This window comes from Chryseobacterium subflavum, from assembly GCF_055762745.1.
The window spans coordinates 272999-289833 of the sequence record NZ_JBVTMR010000004.1; the positions used below are offsets into that span (position 1 = coordinate 272999).

The 16835-nt window shown below is 29.5% G+C and carries 14 protein-coding genes; all 14 read right to left on the reverse strand.

The features are described 5' to 3' along the window. Positions 1-298: 298 nt before the first annotated feature. Complete coding sequence (locus tag AC0INN_RS18680; RefSeq protein WP_306614521.1) at positions 299-1144, reverse strand: HNH endonuclease signature motif containing protein; 846 nt, start codon at positions 1142-1144, stop codon at positions 299-301. Beyond that, positions 1128-3080, reverse strand: a complete 1953-nt coding sequence (locus tag AC0INN_RS18685; protein ID WP_306614522.1) for an AbiJ-related protein — start codon at positions 3078-3080, stop codon at positions 1128-1130. The genes AC0INN_RS18680 and AC0INN_RS18685 overlap by 17 nt, the downstream gene beginning before the upstream one ends. Before the next feature lie 370 nt (positions 3081-3450). Further along, positions 3451-4545, reverse strand: a complete 1095-nt coding sequence (locus AC0INN_RS18690) for a hypothetical protein (protein ID WP_306614524.1) — start codon at positions 4543-4545, stop codon at positions 3451-3453. A 2-nt stretch (positions 4546-4547) separates the two neighbouring features. Then, positions 4548-4811, reverse strand: coding sequence for a helix-turn-helix domain-containing protein (locus AC0INN_RS18695; RefSeq protein ID WP_306614526.1), 264 nt, complete (start codon positions 4809-4811; stop codon positions 4548-4550). A 182-nt stretch (positions 4812-4993) separates the two neighbouring features. After that, on the reverse strand, positions 4994-5347 hold the full coding sequence (locus AC0INN_RS18700; RefSeq protein ID WP_306614527.1) for a hypothetical protein: 354 nt from the start codon (positions 5345-5347) through the stop codon (positions 4994-4996). An 8-nt stretch (positions 5348-5355) separates the two neighbouring features. Further along, positions 5356-5766 (reverse strand): hypothetical protein, encoded by a 411-nt coding sequence (locus tag AC0INN_RS18705; RefSeq protein ID WP_306614529.1) that lies wholly within the window; start codon positions 5764-5766, stop codon positions 5356-5358. 292 nt (positions 5767-6058) lie between these two features. Further along, on the reverse strand, positions 6059-9040 hold the full coding sequence (locus AC0INN_RS18710; protein ID WP_306614531.1) for a TrlF family AAA-like ATPase: 2982 nt from the start codon (positions 9038-9040) through the stop codon (positions 6059-6061). Between the two features lie 106 nt (positions 9041-9146). Next, a complete protein-coding gene (locus AC0INN_RS18715) occupies positions 9147-9779 on the reverse strand; it encodes a ribonuclease H1 domain-containing protein (protein ID WP_306614533.1) in 633 nt (210 codons plus the stop codon). Between the two features lie 455 nt (positions 9780-10234). Continuing rightward, the gene (locus AC0INN_RS18720; protein WP_306614535.1) at positions 10235-10741 is read right to left on the reverse strand and encodes a hypothetical protein; all 507 of its coding nucleotides are present in this window, start codon (positions 10739-10741) and stop codon (positions 10235-10237) included. Continuing rightward, positions 10738-11934: a JAB-like toxin 1 domain-containing protein gene (locus tag AC0INN_RS18725; protein WP_306614537.1), complete on the reverse strand. Its 1197-nt coding sequence runs from the start codon at positions 11932-11934 to the stop codon at positions 10738-10740. The genes AC0INN_RS18720 and AC0INN_RS18725 overlap by 4 nt, the downstream gene beginning before the upstream one ends. Before the next feature lie 13 nt (positions 11935-11947). Continuing rightward, positions 11948-13087 carry a hypothetical protein gene (locus AC0INN_RS18730; protein WP_306614539.1) on the reverse strand — a complete coding sequence of 380 codons (1140 nt, stop codon included), beginning with the start codon at positions 13085-13087 and terminating at the stop codon, positions 11948-11950. Positions 13088-13089: 2 nt separating this feature from the next. Next, entirely contained in the window at positions 13090-14541 is a 1452-nt protein-coding gene (locus AC0INN_RS18735) for a hypothetical protein (protein WP_306614541.1), read from the reverse strand. A gap of 452 nt (positions 14542-14993) precedes the next feature. Then, positions 14994-15602 (reverse strand): hypothetical protein, encoded by a 609-nt coding sequence (locus tag AC0INN_RS18740; RefSeq protein WP_306614543.1) that lies wholly within the window; start codon positions 15600-15602, stop codon positions 14994-14996. A 2-nt stretch (positions 15603-15604) separates the two neighbouring features. Then, entirely contained in the window at positions 15605-16600 is a 996-nt protein-coding gene (locus AC0INN_RS18745; RefSeq protein WP_306614545.1) for a TM2 domain-containing protein, read from the reverse strand. Positions 16601-16835 lie beyond the last annotated feature (235 nt).

Sequence of the window (16835 nt, forward strand, 5' to 3'; positions counted from 1 at the left end):
TTGTAATCTTAATAAACGTTTTCTTTTCACTGACCTTAGAAAATAGATGGGCATAATTATTATTTAAACCACCAGATCGATTGCTTTTGATTTTAACTCTTTGTAAAGCCAAATGTTCTTATAAAAAATTCAAAAACTAATACTATAATACTTTGTGACACAAAAAAAACCGCTCACATTTCTGTAAGCGGTTCATTTTCTGTGGTCCCACCTGGGCTCGAACTAATATCTTATTTTTCCATCATTTAATGGGCTTTTAGCAATTCACAAAATATTCAGGGAGAAAAATAGGGAGCTTTTATTGATTAATTATATATTTTTTCCAAAACTCATCATACTGGATTAAAGACAATCTTAATACAGATTTCCAATAGTTATATCCATAAGCTTCTTTATTTTCATTTTCTTCATCTCCAATAAAATTTTTCAAAGATTCTATGTCGGAATCTAATTTATAATAAGTTCTTAAAGAATTAATAATTTCGGTTATAATCTCATTAGATTTTTCTCTCATTCTTTCTAAAAGATTTAATCTTTCGTAATGGTTCCGAATAGTTCTAAAATTAATCCTATCTATATTTTCAGGATTATAAAGAGAAAATGTTACCAAGGGGATATCATTATTAAAATCAAATTCGGCTTTTAAATATTTTTTATTTGGAAGCTCATCAAGATATAAATTCAAAAATAGACTTTCTTCACCATCAAAGCATAAATAGCTTTTTTTACTATTACAAGTTGGGCAACAAGGTAATAAGTTTAAAGGGTTTACAGAAAATTCGGGAAACTCTTCTTTCGGAATAAAGTGATCCAAAGTTTCTACAGAATTTAAAGTACAATATTGACAAGTAGCATTTATAGTCGCAATTTGCTTATCCAATATTTTATTCTTTAAACTCCTAATTACGTAAGAATTATACTGATACAAGTCAATTAAAACACTTTTCTCAGCATCATCAAAACCTAACGAAGTTATTTCATAAATTTTTTTATCATTAAATTTTTCAGCATATAAGATGAATTGGGGTTCGATTCTACTTTCTAATCCGATTAAAACATTTTTTTTTGTTATATCTCGTTTTCTTTTAACAGCATCTTTATAGACGGCAAAAGAATCCTCATCAAAATTAGTTAGGTTCTTCATCTCTATTTTTCACCAAACTTTTTATCAATATTTTTACATTCAAATTTAACGGAATCTCCCCTTGAATTTCATTTTCAATAAGTTCATAGGATTTCCCTAAATCAACAAGTTCCTCAATCACTTTTATATAATATTTAGGAACATCACGATTCCCAAAAATTTCGTTAGTAATCGTAGATAGATTTTCTCCAAAAGTTTCAAATTCCAATTTTCTTACTCTGGGAACAACCTTATCTTTTTCAAAAACATAGATACTATCAGAAAAAATTTCTCTAACAATTAAAGGAGAATGTGTCGCAATTATCCCATAAGAATCAAATTCTTGAAGTAATTCCATAATAACATTCATAAATTCAGTAATAGCATTCGGGTGTAAATGAGTTTCAGGCTCATCAAAAATTATTAAAGAATTATAGCGAATATTTGCTATAATTTCGGTTATAATAAAAAATAATGCTCTTTGCCCAGAACTCATTTTATTAACAACAAGAGAAATATTTTCTTTCTTTATTTCAATATTATAAAAATCCTCAAATGAATATTTTTCTTTTAAATTGTACACCATAGAAGAAAAAATATCTTTTAAAAGCTCCTCATCAAGAAATTCATTACAAACCCAATGATATTTTCTTACAATTTCCTTTTCTTCAATTTTATTTATTGACTCAAGAATTTTAATGATTAAATCATCATTAGTCAGAGGTTTATTTGTTTCGGCATTCACTAAACCACAAAATAAGAAATTAAAATCAAGACGGTTTTTTATGTCTTCAAAAGAATCAAAGTAACTATAAGAAACAACTATTGTTTTACCAAAAAGAGGAACTCGGGGTAATATCTTTTCAGAATCTTTTTCAGATAATTTTAATAGTAAATCTCTTAACATTAATGTTTTGCCAACGCCATTTTTACCGATTATACAGTAAAGTCTCTTGGGAATAGACTTTTTGATATTAAAATCAAAATTAAAATCTACACTATATTCTGAATAAATAGGTTTAAACAAAAATTTAAAATTAAAGAAATCAGTAACATCACCATAATTTAGTTTATACCTTATTGTTCTTATAATTTTTTCCGCTTCATTAGAATCACGGCAAAGAGATTTTATAAAACCACTTTCATTTTCAAAATTCTCACAAATTGTAGGAAAATAACCAACATCATTTAAGGCTGATAGAATAGAAACATATCTATCGGGAAAAATATTTTTTAATTTAAAATAAGAATCTTCATCAATAAAGATGCTACAGTAATCAACATTTAGGTTAGTAAATCTTTTATCAAGAGGTGTATTAAATTCTCCCCTCTTCATTATTTTAATACCACCAACATTATGAAATTCGGTTTCCGATAAATAATATTCTAAATAAAAAGTGGTTTTAAATCCAAAATCATCCCAGTTATCAGAGACTAACTTAAAACAAGGGAATTTTGCTTGAGGCATATCACGATGATTATCAAAAACAAAAAAAGGAATATCATTTAAAGGGAAATCGGCTTTATTAAAGTTTTCATCATTTTCTTCAATATTATAAATAATATTAGAGTTTACATCAAATCTTTGGACTATACGGAAATTATAATCTTTCAGAGCTCTCTGTATCAAAGAGATCAGAAGATTTTTATTATTTTCCGAAGCAAGGTTTATAGTTTTTTCGAGAAAATTTTTATAAAGTTTTTCATCATTATAAATTCCAAATCTTTTATCAAAAATATAATCAAATTCCCAATCATCGTTATTAACCGTGTGCTGTATAGCATCTTCATAAGCATTATTAAAGCGACTATCCTCTGAAGCCATATCTTTCAGGGGTAATATTTCTAAAAGAAAATCAGGCAAAGAATAATCATCCGAAAGATTAAATGGATTATTCAGACTTAAAATTTCATTAAGAAGTTTTCTTTTTATTTCATAGGGTAACTTAAATTCCATAACTCAACATTACAAATTTTAACAGTAAAAATCAATTAAAATTCTTTCAAGACTAAATTATATACTCTAATCAGTTTTAAATTGGTTTTTGAGGCATTTACATAATTTTCTAATAACATTAAATGAAAACCCTTAGATTAATAATTAATAACAGAATTATCTGGCAATCGCTTTCATATATAATCTTCATTTGAAAAGAATACCATGAATCAGCCTTCAATTAAATTTGCTTTCATTAACTAATCCACGCAATCCCCTATATGCTCCTAGTTGATTAGTTCTATACACATTTACTTTAATAGATAAGAAGCTAATATTTATTAACCTATTTAACGTTTAATATAAATCTTATATATAACTGAATACAACTTTACCTTTTGATTTTATTTAACTGCTTTTTTAGTTGAGCCTTAAACATGGTTGCGTATGTTGGTTTGACATTTTTTAAAAAACTTTCATAAATATCGATGTACTCTTGTTCAATTTGTCTTTGATCTCTTTTGAGAAATGGAATAATATACTGCCTAAATCTATCCATTTTTATTTTTTGTAAGCCTAAGAATTGCAAATAATGATCTATCGGAGTTTTATTTTTTCCCTTCTTTTTTTCGCCTTCTACTTTGATTTGAAGTTGGTCGTAAATAATTTTCTTTTCAATTGCTGGAGATAATACATTTACAAATGTAAAATCATTAAATTTGGTGTAAAGCAACTTTGCTAACTGATTCCACCTTTCCCTTACATTATACAAGAAATCTAAATCACCAAAATCTTTAGGAAGATTGCCACTAATTGCTGAAATTTTGATTTCGTATCTAATGTAAGCTTTCTTATTTTTTAGAATTTTTTTAAAATTATCCCTTCTAACATAGTTCATACTACCGAGTAGTTCTCCTTTAGAAAATGTTCGATCGAGCTTATCATAAATTGAAACCTGATAATTATTCCCAATAAATTTTACTCCAGAATTTTCATAAACATGCTTCCTAGGCAAATTTTTTAAGCTTCCAAAGCATGAAAAAATTCCTTTCATGGGCGTATTGAATTCTAAAGTAACTCCTAATTCTATTTGGGTAATCTTTGCGTTCCAAAAAACTTCACGATCTAATTCAAACTCATCTGCCCAAAAATTAATTTCTTCTTCAAATTGAGAGAAATTCAAGTCTCCCATTGCACTTTCAACATTACCAAATTTTTTTCTTCCGAAATAATCTTTTCTAATATTTTGCTGAAACCACAACTTTCCCTTATTTTCACCAACTACTCTCAGAAACTTAATTGAAAAATGTTCATATTCTAGCCTATCTTTATTGAAGTCGTCTACATCATCAATATCATTATACTTTAATTTCTTGTAGTAGCAGTATTCTTTATTATTACGTGTTTTATAAAATCTACTAAATTTTTTTTTAACATTTTCATTAAGCTCCACATCTGCAACATAAAATTTTATTACATCAACCATCGTTATTTCTTTAAAAACTTATCAATATCAGATTTTTTAACCATAATTCTTCCATTTCTCTTAGGCTGATACACTTTTAATCCTGAATCTCTGTATCTATCGAAAGTGGATCGGCTTATTCCATAGACTTTCAGAACCTCATCCACAGTAAATGTTTCTTTTAAAGTTTTCTCCTCTAAAAAATCTTCTAATAATTTTACTCTCTTTTCTAAAGCCCTCAATCTTTTTAGAAGAAAGGTATTATTAGGCATCTCTTTACCTTCCATTAAATACGATTTAAATTTCACATGAAATTAAACATTTTTAAAGTAATAGAAAAGTTATTTACGATCAGCCTTTTAACTTCTTGAAGAGCATTTTTCCATTATTTTTCATGCTAATCAAGCCTATGGCAGTAGTTACAATATCACGACTTCCCTGATTACAACTATTCATGTATCTGTAAATCCTATTTTCTCAATTCTAAAACTTTATCCAATGATTTATTTACAATATCCATTAATTGAGAAGTTGTACCAATAAAATTTATTTTACTTTCTAAATTCAAGAAGAAATCTTTTTCAGTTGAAAATGGTTTTGTCTTGGATAGTTTGATTAATGCTTTTGAAGTGTAGTTTTTAACTTTATCAAATTGTTTATCAAAGCTACCTAAATGTTTTGCAAAGGTATCTCCATTCTCCATAGTCATTGCATTTTGCATAAAACTCAAATCTGCTCCATTCTTTGCACCTCTTGAACAATTGAATGCTATCTTAACTAAATTTTCAAATCTTGATGCCTGTGTATAAAATTCTGCGCTCATTATTTTTATTATTTTGTTAATAATACAGTTGCTACTGCTCCAACTATTCCACCAATTACAGAGCATATTAGACCAACTACAAGAGCATTACTGCTAAGTTTATTCCACATTCTCATGTAATAATCCGGATTAAGCCTTTTCTTTTCTTCCTCTACCCATTCGTATGCTCCTTTGAGTTTTGCAGAGGCAAAATTATCTCCTTCATTATATTCAAAGGATTCCGTAGTATCTACATCCTTAACTACCTTTCTTGTTAAAACTTTAAATTGAACTAATTTATTAGCCATTAAATCCTCGAAACTTTGATTGCCCTCAATTTTAAGAATATATCTGCCCTCACGACTTACGGTCTGCATTATTAAATCCATAATTCTTCTTTCATCATCTATTCCCATTACACGAAAAGTTATTGTTGCCATATTTTAATAGTTTATTTGTTATTTCTGCAATCTTGTATATTCATACTTTGATCATTCAGTTTTTTCATAGTCTAGTTTTTTAATTAGTGATATTTTCAAACAGTAAAAATCAATTAGAATTTCTTAAAGATCAATTTATATTAAAGTAAGTTTTAAGTTGATTTTTGAAGCATTTCCAAGATATTTGAAAACATATTTATCGTTCATATCTAAAAAACTCCTCCTAGAGGTCTATTGTTTTCTATCTCTGATATACTTTAAGGACTATAAATTATGAGAAATATCTTAGAATTTAGAACCCATATTTTTCCTCCCTTTTTTTAAATGCTTCCATACCTCCCTCTACTATTTCCGCAATGTGTTGTCTAATACCCATACTTTTTAGTAAATCTTCACAATCCTCATTGCTAAAAGAATCTTCTAAAGCACCGTTTGTATAATCAAATTTATATGGACTTTTACTATCAGCACCATTTTGACCATTTTGATTAGCTACAATAACATTTTCTGCATCTGCATTAACTACAATATTAGGGTTGTGGGTAACTAAAATAATTTGCCTCTCTCTTTTTCTTAATTTTAAATATTCTACTAACTCTTTAGAAACGGAACGATTATCCAAATTATCTTCCGGTTGGTCAATCAATATTGGTCCATCATCTTTACTAAGCTTAATAATAAGTTTTAATAGTACAAAACTTGCTTTACCAGTAGACATTTTATGAATATCATCATTATCAGACTTTACATCCCAATGGTCAAAGAAATAATCTGTTAGTACTTTTTTACAAGCATCTCTTTCTGTATTATTACCTTTTAATATACTAGGATTATTTTCGATTTTTTCAAATAGATTTTTTAAGTCGCTTTTTATAGAATTAAAATCAATTTCTGAAAGAGCGGACTTTACATTATTATCCTTTTCATATTGATATAAATACTTACAATCTTCATTATTGAATTTTTTTTGATTAATGATAGACTCAATCATTTCTCTGAATTTAGGGAAGTTATATTTAATAGAGCCTATAATAACAATCTTATCGTCCTCATTTTTGATAGAAGATATTCTTGGTTCTAATTCTTCTAAAATCTTTGTATAAAGTTTAAAATTTTTTTCAAATTCATCAAAAATTTTCTGTTTTTGTACTTTAAGATTAGCTAAGCTATCATCAATTTCTTTTCTGAATTGCTGAATTTCACTTAGCTTTTTTTGATCTTCAGAAATACTTTTTTGGATAGATTCTATTTGCTTTTGATTAGCAAACTTCTCAATAAAAGGTTTTAACTTATTCTCTACATCAATTTGTTCTTGTTTGATTTTTGACAAGTTTATTTTAAATATGTTTTCTTGAATAAATTTTCCTTCTTCGTTTTTCTTTATTTGATTTTCTATATCATTAACATTGCTGAGAGCATCTTCTATAAAATTGTAGTTAGGCAAGAAAGTAGTTTTAATAACATTAACTTCTAATGAATCACTTAAAATACGTTTACGATTTACAAATTCGTTAAGGAATCTTTTTACTTCATCATTGAAATTTTTAATCTTATCAAAATCAGAATTTATTTTGCTTTCTTCAATCTTTAGCAAATTCATTCTTTCATTTAAACTATTATATTCTTGAGATTCCTCAGGTGTAAAACTAGCGCTTAATTGCTTTAATTTATCTTTATTAGAATCTATTCCCTCTTCAAGAGCTTTAGTAGCTCCTCTCGTTAATAATTCCTCTTCTTTCTTTTTAATATCTTCTTTTAAGGAAAAATAATAGTCTACATCTTGCTCTCTTTGACGGTCATTTCTAATGGCATTGTCAACAAAATCATTATACTTCTTTTTAAAATCAGGCTCTTCTAGTATTAAATCTCTTATCAATTTTTTTAGAGTATTTCCACTCCTTCTACTTTTATCCACAAGATTAGATAGATGATTCTGAGGAATATACTTTATACTAGGTAAAATACTGGATTGATTAGGTCTATCTACAATTAATCGTTCACTTCCCGAGAATAATTTTACTTTGAAATTAAAGCTAGCATCCTCCTCAGATAGATCGTACAAATCCTTATATTTATTATCCTCTGTATCTTTGTATTTTAGAATATTATTTTTTAATAAATCTTCATCTGCATTATTTAATAAAACTTCTGCATTTAAGGTTTTAGCAATTTTATATAGGAGTATCGATTTTCCTGATGATTTTCCTCCAATAATAACATTTAGATTTTTATTAAATCTTATAATTTCTGGGGTAAACTTATTATTGGCCGATTGAAAACTTACTTCTTCAATCATTAGATTATCGAGTTTTTCAGATTCAGGCTCGGCTATTTGAATTCTTATTCTTTCACTAGGTTCATATATGATTTGTTTTAATCCCTCAAATGTAGGCTCGGCTTTTATCCAAGTAAAGCAATGACCTAGCTCTTTTGGCTTCGTGTTATTTTCATTTACAGGAAAACCGTGAGAATCACTACAATGCAATAGTCTATCATTTACTCCTTGTGCTTTAAGAGATTCTTTGCCTTTATTAGCTTTTTCAACTGATGGAGAAGCAGAAAAAATAAAATGTGCTCTATTAGCAACCGTTTTCTTTTCTAATGGAGAACTATCCCATCTAAAATCTTCCCATTCAGCTTTACCTATTGCTTTAAAGTATTTTCCTTTTAAAAAAGTATTCGGTTCTGCTCCTTCACCTAATAGATCTTCAATTTTTGTCAATTCAAAATTGAGATTATTAAAACCCACATCTAAAGGGCTCATAGCCCCTCTTTTATCTTCAGGAGTATTATCAATTATATGTTTCCCAAGATCAATTAGACTATCTCTTGTTATAACTCCTCCCCAACTTTGATAATCAGGAGTAGTAGCGTCCAGATTAGCTTTTGCCCTTAACCCACTTAAAAAATGTGATTCAATCAAATCAACTTTTAAAACGCTTTCATCTGCAAATAAAATATGATAATTTAATCGTCCAAGCTCCCTGCTTCCAACAAATTCTTTAAGTCTAAATTCTATGACGGGTAAAATTAAATCTACACTTTTAAGACCACCAGAGTTTTTATATTCAAGAACCTTTTTATATCCATCAATGAATAAATAATCATTGATTCCAAAAACTTTAATGTTTTTATCTTTAGCTAATCTTTCTAAGTCATTAAAATATCGTTCCCATACTGTGTCAGTATCTCCACCATAATCTGAACATAAAGTCTTAGGCGTATGAACATGCAAATCCCATTTTCTCCATTCTGATCCTCTTGTAATTCCCATAGTTAAAGTTTTAGTTTAATAAAAATGTAAAAATTAAAAAAAATACTGAAATAATAATACGGGTTTCCGTAAATATTTTTCAGTATTGTTATCTATCTCTCAGTATTTATTTTCTTCCAAAATCAGCAGGGTTTTCACCCCAAGCTTTTGTTTCCCATTTTAGGATTTTATTAGCACGCTCATTATTTTCTAACCACTTGATAGCTCTATCAATCAAATCAAAGAGTTCTTTATTTTTATCATTCTTTTCCTGACTGGTTTTAACTTTCTTATTTTTTACCCAAGACATAGCATTTTTACTATCAGAATAAATAGGAATATTTATATTTTTTTTCTTACAATAAGCCAACCCATGAACAATAGCAAGAAATTCTCCAATATTATTAGTTCCTCCTTCAAATGGTCCCTGCTTAAATAAAACCTTCTTAGTCTTGGTATCGACACCTTGATATTCAACTATTCCTGTTACAACATTACAAGCTCCATCAACAGAAATACTTTCTTCAATAGGATCACCAATGAGAGCTAATTCTTCTTTGCTTAATGTTGGTTCAAAAATTTTGATGCCTACAAATTCCTTACTATCACTATTGAAAGCTTTTTCGGCTAGTTCTCTGGTTTGAAAAGATTTGAATTCGGCATTAGGAAATCCATTTGTTTGTTCTTTACATTCTTCCCAGCTATCAAATACTCCTGTTTTGTGTCCTTTCCAGACAACATAGAATTTTTGTTTTCCCATAGTTATTAATTGTGGGGGTGTTATAATTTTATTTTATGGTAAAAGTTTACAATAATTTTCATTAAACAATGTCAAATGGTAAATATCAAAATAATGAAGGATACCAGAAATATTAGTGATATCCCTGCGATCATAAAATCATGGATTTTCATCTTCTTGTAGTTGGCTAATATTGAAATAACTAATATTGTTTGAAGTATTATGCCTAAATAAAATACTATATTAAAAATCCCTTGTAATTGTCTAGGATTTACAACATCATAAACAAAATTAGGTATTAGACTACTATATAGCTTGTATCTTACTAACAAACAAACTATTAAAATCAGTAATAAAAAAAAGCTTTTCTTCCACATGTAGTAATTTTTGTAAGTCCCAAAGAAATATCTATATCTTCTCAATATGGCAATTTGAACTCTAGAACACTACTAAATTCAGTATTCTCAAAAATAACATTATTTCGAAGGAGGTGGAGGTGGAAGATATTCATACTCCGCATTTGGCTGGAAATATTTCATTAAATTTCCTTTATCAACCAATTCTAAATTTTGTAAATCTTTTATTTTATAAACAAAACCTTTTTGATAATCATTCCCATGATAATATGGTGGCTTTAGATTATTATCTACAAAACCTAGTTTATTTTCTTTAACGATTAATTCAAATTTTGATTTATAGGGTTCAACAACAATGATTTTATTTTTTTTATATTTAAAATAACCTACTTTTTTCACATTATATGTTGGGCGAAGTATATTTTCGCTTTCAGAAGACATAACAATTAATGTATCATATCTATTAAAAACATAAAACACACTATCTGTTTTAGAAATACCATCATGTATTTTATCTATACTTTCAATAACGGTATTATAAATTTGATCTGATGTAAAATATTCATTTTCCTTTTTACAACTGAATAGGCATAAAAGCAAAGAATAGAGAATTATTATTTTTTTCATTTTAACGATTTTAAATTAATTGTAGCACCTACATTTACTTTAGAGTTATTATGCCAATAGTATTTCCACAAAGTATTTTTACCTCCATTAGGAGCATAAAAAAGATAATGCCCTGGATAATTAGTACTTTTGGTTCTGTTATAATAAACTCTATCTCCTTCTCTTGCTACACCATAATCACCGTCAGTCATACCATTAACTGGTGAAGGACCATTTACATTTTTATGTGAGTGTATTTCAAATAATAGTTTAGACATTGATTGATTTTGAAAATCGGGAGGTGTAAAACCATCATTATGCCCAGTATATATTGTATATGATATTCCTTTTCCTACTTTATAAGCATCTAGTCCCCATTCTACGTCAGAATTTTTTGCAGCAAATGTAAATACATTCGCAGCATCCGAAGCATCTGTAGTTCTTCCGAAATTAATTCCTTTAGGAAATCCCGTATCATTCAAACCGTAATTAGTTGCTAAACTACTTATAACAGTACCGTCTGTTGGTTTCGCCTTATCTACAACTACAGGACTTACTTTGTTATCTACATTTCCTTTTTTATCGGTTGCAAATAATCTATCATCACTTCTCTTTTCACTACCGTCATTAGGATCAACTCTAGTAACAGTTCCATCTTTTAGCAACTTAAAATCTGTAAGTGGTGCTCTACCATCAGGGTCAACATTACTTATGGGATTATTAAATACAAAATTATAAGGCGACCAATTACTAAACTCCTCACTCAAAGGGTCAGGAGAAAACCATCTTCCTGCCGTATCTAAATAAGGCTGAGCATCGGGATTACTCAAATCTATTTCCCTGAACTCTACAATATCTTTCGCTTTTTTATTGTAACGGATAGAACCTATACTTACAATACTATCCCTATCGTGAAATTCTAGATATTTTCCTTTACTCAATGTTGCTACTTTCGGATAATAGCCGTATTTCTTAAAGGGATTTCCCGCTTCAATGTTTTTTCTTCTCCTTTCAGCCTCTTCAGGAGTAAGCGGATCATGGCTTTTTAAAACCTCATCCATATAAGGTTTTGCTCTTTCTTCTTTTGTAAGTTTCACGGGGTTTACATAAGGCTTTTCACTCTTCGTTCGGAAAGGCTTCTTATTCTGGGCGAAGGTTCTGTTTATTCCTAGCGTAACTAACAATAACAGAGTAATCTGTAAACTTCTTTTCATATTCATTTTGTGGTTATTTTACAAAGTTATTCAATTTTTTATTCTCGTATTTACTTCTTTCCGTTTTTAATGATACGAGCCAGTCCAAATACATTTCTTCGGGCATTTGCCTGTATCCTATTTCATAGATATAGCCGTATTCTTTTTTCATGATTTCAAACAATTCTTTTGCTTTAGGATTTCTCAAAGCAAGTTTTATATTTTCGGGATTATCGGTACTCAGGTTTTCTTCCTTCATGACCTGTTCAAACATTTTCTTATGGGTTTCAGCTTTCAATATCAACGCTTTTGCAAAGTAAGGATAAACCTCAATTGCTCTTTGAGTGCACTTCAATACAAAACTTCCGTCATTTTCGGGAAAACTTTTATTGTAAGCCTGAGCTAAATCGAAAAGACAAAGCGCCAAACTTTCCTTATTGTTCAAGGCTTTCATAAAAACTCCATTTTTTATAGCGTCTAAATGAATATATCCCGAAGCCATTAACCAACCATCTTCAGGGAAAATTCCGCTTGTAAGCTCTGTATTGTACCAGCCCACCGTTTTTATTCGGTGCTTAATATAAACATGGTTTGGGGCTAACGCCAGACTAGCATCTACACCTAATTCTTCAGCTAATATTTTATACAAATACGGCATGGAATTACAGTTTCCTTTTTTCGTCAATAATAATTTTGATACAAAAAGGTTAGAAATATCTTTATGCCCAAATACATCCTCAAAATCATAATTAAAAGGTTTGTACTGAACAACGGTATCTTTTACCATTACAGGGAGCGATTGGCACATAATAGAAAAAACTGCAGCATATTTACTTACATTATCTTTATCACTTTCAGAATAGTTTAATTCTCGGCTTTTCAGTATCGAACCAGAGAAAACTTTCAAAAAGCTTATTTCTCTTTCTAATTGAGGTATATCTAGCTTACCCTGATAATAAGCGTTTTCTACACCAAATACAGCATTTTTAAAGCTATATTCCTGCTTATCATTCAACATATTATCAATGTTCTGATAGGCTTCTTCGTAAAATCGGTTTTCTTTATCGGTATTTTCCAAGAAAACATTCTTTACTTCCTGAGAATAGGTAAGATTACAAAGGAATAAGCTTATCAGAAAACTTAGTTGTAGTAGATAATTTTTATTTTTCATCATTATTAAAGCCATTCTTTAGGAATTGTATTGGTTTTAGGTTTTTCTTCTTTCTTAGCAGGTGAGGATTTCTTTAAGGCTTCGGCTCTTTCTTTTTGTTTTTGAGCATTAATTATTTTCATCCTCTCAGCAATCTCTTCGCTTTTTTGTTTATTATCCTCTTTTTTCATGTTGGTTAGCCAACTCTCATAGGCTTCCTCAGGCATAAATTCATATCCCAGATTTTCTATTTTGCCCTGCCTTTCGTTCGCATTATTCAAAAGAAAAACAGCTTTAGGATAATTTCTGATGTTTTGAAGTTCTTCTTTATCTCTGGGATTAATTCCCAGATTTTTCATGGCGAGTTCAAATCGGGAAATATCATAATTAGCTCTTATCATATTCGCAAATATATTATTGGGAGAAAGTTCCAATGCTTTATTTATTGTTTTAAATACGAAGTTATCATAACCGTATTTATGAATATAGCCATTCGCTAAATCGGTATAAAACTGGGATAACAGCTCCTTTTTATTAAGGTTATTCATATAGATTTTGTTTTGCAGGGCTTCGGACTTTATATAGCCTGATTCCAAAATCAAAGAGCTTCCCGTAAACATTCCGTTAGTGAGTTCTACATCGATCCATTGCTCCTCTTCATCCATAAAACGGATATAACTATGGTTTGGAGCATAGGACAAATAGGCTTCGGCTCCCAATTCTTCGGCAAGGATCAAATAATACAAAGGCATCGAATGACATTGCCCGCTTCCTTTTTCTATGAGTTTATCTACAAAAGTTTTAGACCAGTCTTTTTTCCCCATGTAATCATCGAAATCATATTTTAGTGCTTTATGAGTTTTTCCTTTAATATTCATATCTTCGGAAAGAAATTTAAAAAGCATCAGGTTTTTAGAGCTATTACTCAGAGTATCGAATTTCAGCTCTTTCATTTTCCGTTTCAACAGTTTTACAGTTTCTTTGGTCTGGGAAAGGAACTTCGCAAAGCTTTTTTTATTATCAAAATAGGCATTCTCTACAATAAAGTTTGCCTCTCCGACAGAATAATTATCACTATCTAAAGAAGAAAGCTTATCGAATGCTTCATAATAAGATTTTGCACCAGCTTTCCCTGAAAGCGAAGGAAAGTTATAGATAGCGTTTTCTTTTTCTTCCGCTTTTTCGTAGTTCTCCTTTTGTATTCTTATCTCTTCATCTTTCGTCATTTGTCTTATATCCTCCGCAATCATTTTTTCCGTTTGGGAATGAATATTTTCACGACGGGAAGATTTTACATCAAAAGAGAGTTTTTCCGTAGGTAGAACAGCGGAATTAACAATTACAGAACTTGAAGATTTGGGAGCAGGATTTTTATTTACAGAAGGAGTAGGATTTGGGATACCAAGAAAGTCTGGTATTTGTGCAACTCCTCTTATCCCAAAGAGAATAAAAATCAAAACAGTAAACTTAATTTTCATTATTTAAAATCATCATTTGTTTTTGTACTAACAACAAATTACACTTAAATTTAAGATACGCAATTTCGGAAAAATCAGTGATTCGCTCATTGGTATTTTCCCTATATTTTGAATTAATTTATTTCTTTTACAAATCTATTTCGTCGAAGCGACAAAAGATGTCGTAACATAAATTTGTTTTTCGAAAATAGAATGATATATTCTATACAAAATTATTTAAAATTGGATTTTCAGCAACATTTCACTTGTATTGCTTAATTTCTAACAGGCTTAAAAGTTGCGATTTTCCCTTATATCAGGGCTTTTCTTCTTTCAGACTTCATAGAGCCTTTTCATATACCCCTTACTTGCTTCTTCTTGTATTCTGACTCATGTTTTTACTTGATTATTATAGTGCCAAAGTGTTATGCTTTTTCTTGCTTTCGACTTGTTTTATTTTTCCTTCCAGAATTTCACCTATAGTATTTGATTTTCTCAGCTTTCATAAAACCCTCCAAATTTCTGAAGGTGATTTTATCAGTTCTTTCTGCATTTTCTAATGCCTCCTTTTTACTTTTTTTACAATTGGGAGAATCTAAATCGATCTCTTTATCGTTTTCGTTATAAAATTTATCAATTCTATGTAATTTAGGATTTCCATAATTTTTATAAATACCACGGTATCTGATCTGCCATGCGCATTTGTTTTCTAAAAACCAGTCCTCCTTTTTTACAGCCCCGAGCAGAACTCCTTTTTCATCAAAATAAAAATCCTGCGAACTATTCCAGTCTCCCATACCCCAAAAGCTATCAGATTTGCTGATGTAAATTATCTTATCATTTTTTTTAATGATTCTGTATGACATCATGATCTCACTATCATCGTCCTCATTCTCATTATTAGGGTTTGTTTTTTTGAGAGTACCGTTATTCAGTTTATAATAACTTAAAATTTTATCGGGATTATTTTCTATTATTTTATTGGCAAACTTTTCAGCTTCCGCAAGTTTCTCATTGATATTTTTCTGACTAAAAATCAGAATATAATTAATGAATAAAATGAATGTTATTAATTTTTTCATGATTAATTTATTTGTATTGAATCTCCCTGCTGATTGGGAGCGTTAGTTTCAGCTTCGGAATGCTGGGATACTTTATTTTTTTTTCTAATTTTAGCTTGTTCTTCATAATAATTATATCCCGTGCTGGGTTTATAACTTTCGACCCTTGTTACATCAGTTCTTTGAGAATCGTGATCTTTGATATTTTCATTTTGTTTGTTGCTGAAGTTATCTTCTGCCAGATTTTCATCACTAAAAAAGATTTTTGTAAAACCTAAAAAACCGTAAGCTGTGATTAGGTTTTCTTTGGAATCCTCGTTGCGGTAATCCAGTTTTCTTACCAAAACAAAATCTTCCTCATATATCCCAAGATTGGAATACCCTTTTTTAGAAAGTGTATTGGAAATAAAGTTTTGGGAATATTTCTCCGTCATTTCTTCTCCTAAAAAGAAGTTTTTCATCGTTTTAAAAATCTGAGGTTTTTGTAGTAAGATTTTATCAACAATAGCATTCTGCATTTTAGCTCGATCAGGCTTTAAGAAAAAAGCAGAAACGCTAAACAATATGATTATACCAACGATTATATAAAATGAATAACTTTCTCCTGATTGCATTTTTTGAGTGATGTAAAGGTCATTTACAGCCTTTTTATTAACATCTTTATCACCTGAATCCCGAACCTCATCAGGGAACATGATCGAAATATCCCGTAGTATTTCTAAAGCAAGATCATTATTATATTGTTCAACCATATTAGGAATTCTGAAGATATCAATGATTGCCCAAATAAAAAATCCTCCCACGGTAAGAATATACAGTATAAGCCAACCCCATTTTTTAATATAGGCGTAATGCCACCCTATGAAAAACCAAAGCAGGTAAGATATTCCTACAGATTTCTTTCGTCTTTCAAATTCAGTAATAAAGATTCGTTGTTGTTCTGAGTTCAGCTCTCGAAATTTTTTCTGAATCAGATAAGAGAAGTTTCCCATGATTATTTTATGACTGCAAAGTTCCATACAGTCGCTTTAATTCATAGAAAAAGCGTGGAACTATACCTTCATTTATTAGGGGGAGGCTCTGGTAAGCCTATACACTATAAACAAGGATAGCCCACGCCGTAGCGTGAGCATCAACTCATTTATTCTGCAGTGTATTGAATTTACCAGATTCCCCCTAACAGAATAAAAGCGACGCTTTTATCTTAAAAATATTTATTTAATGTTTTTACACTCTATTTTGTTTTTAACGTTC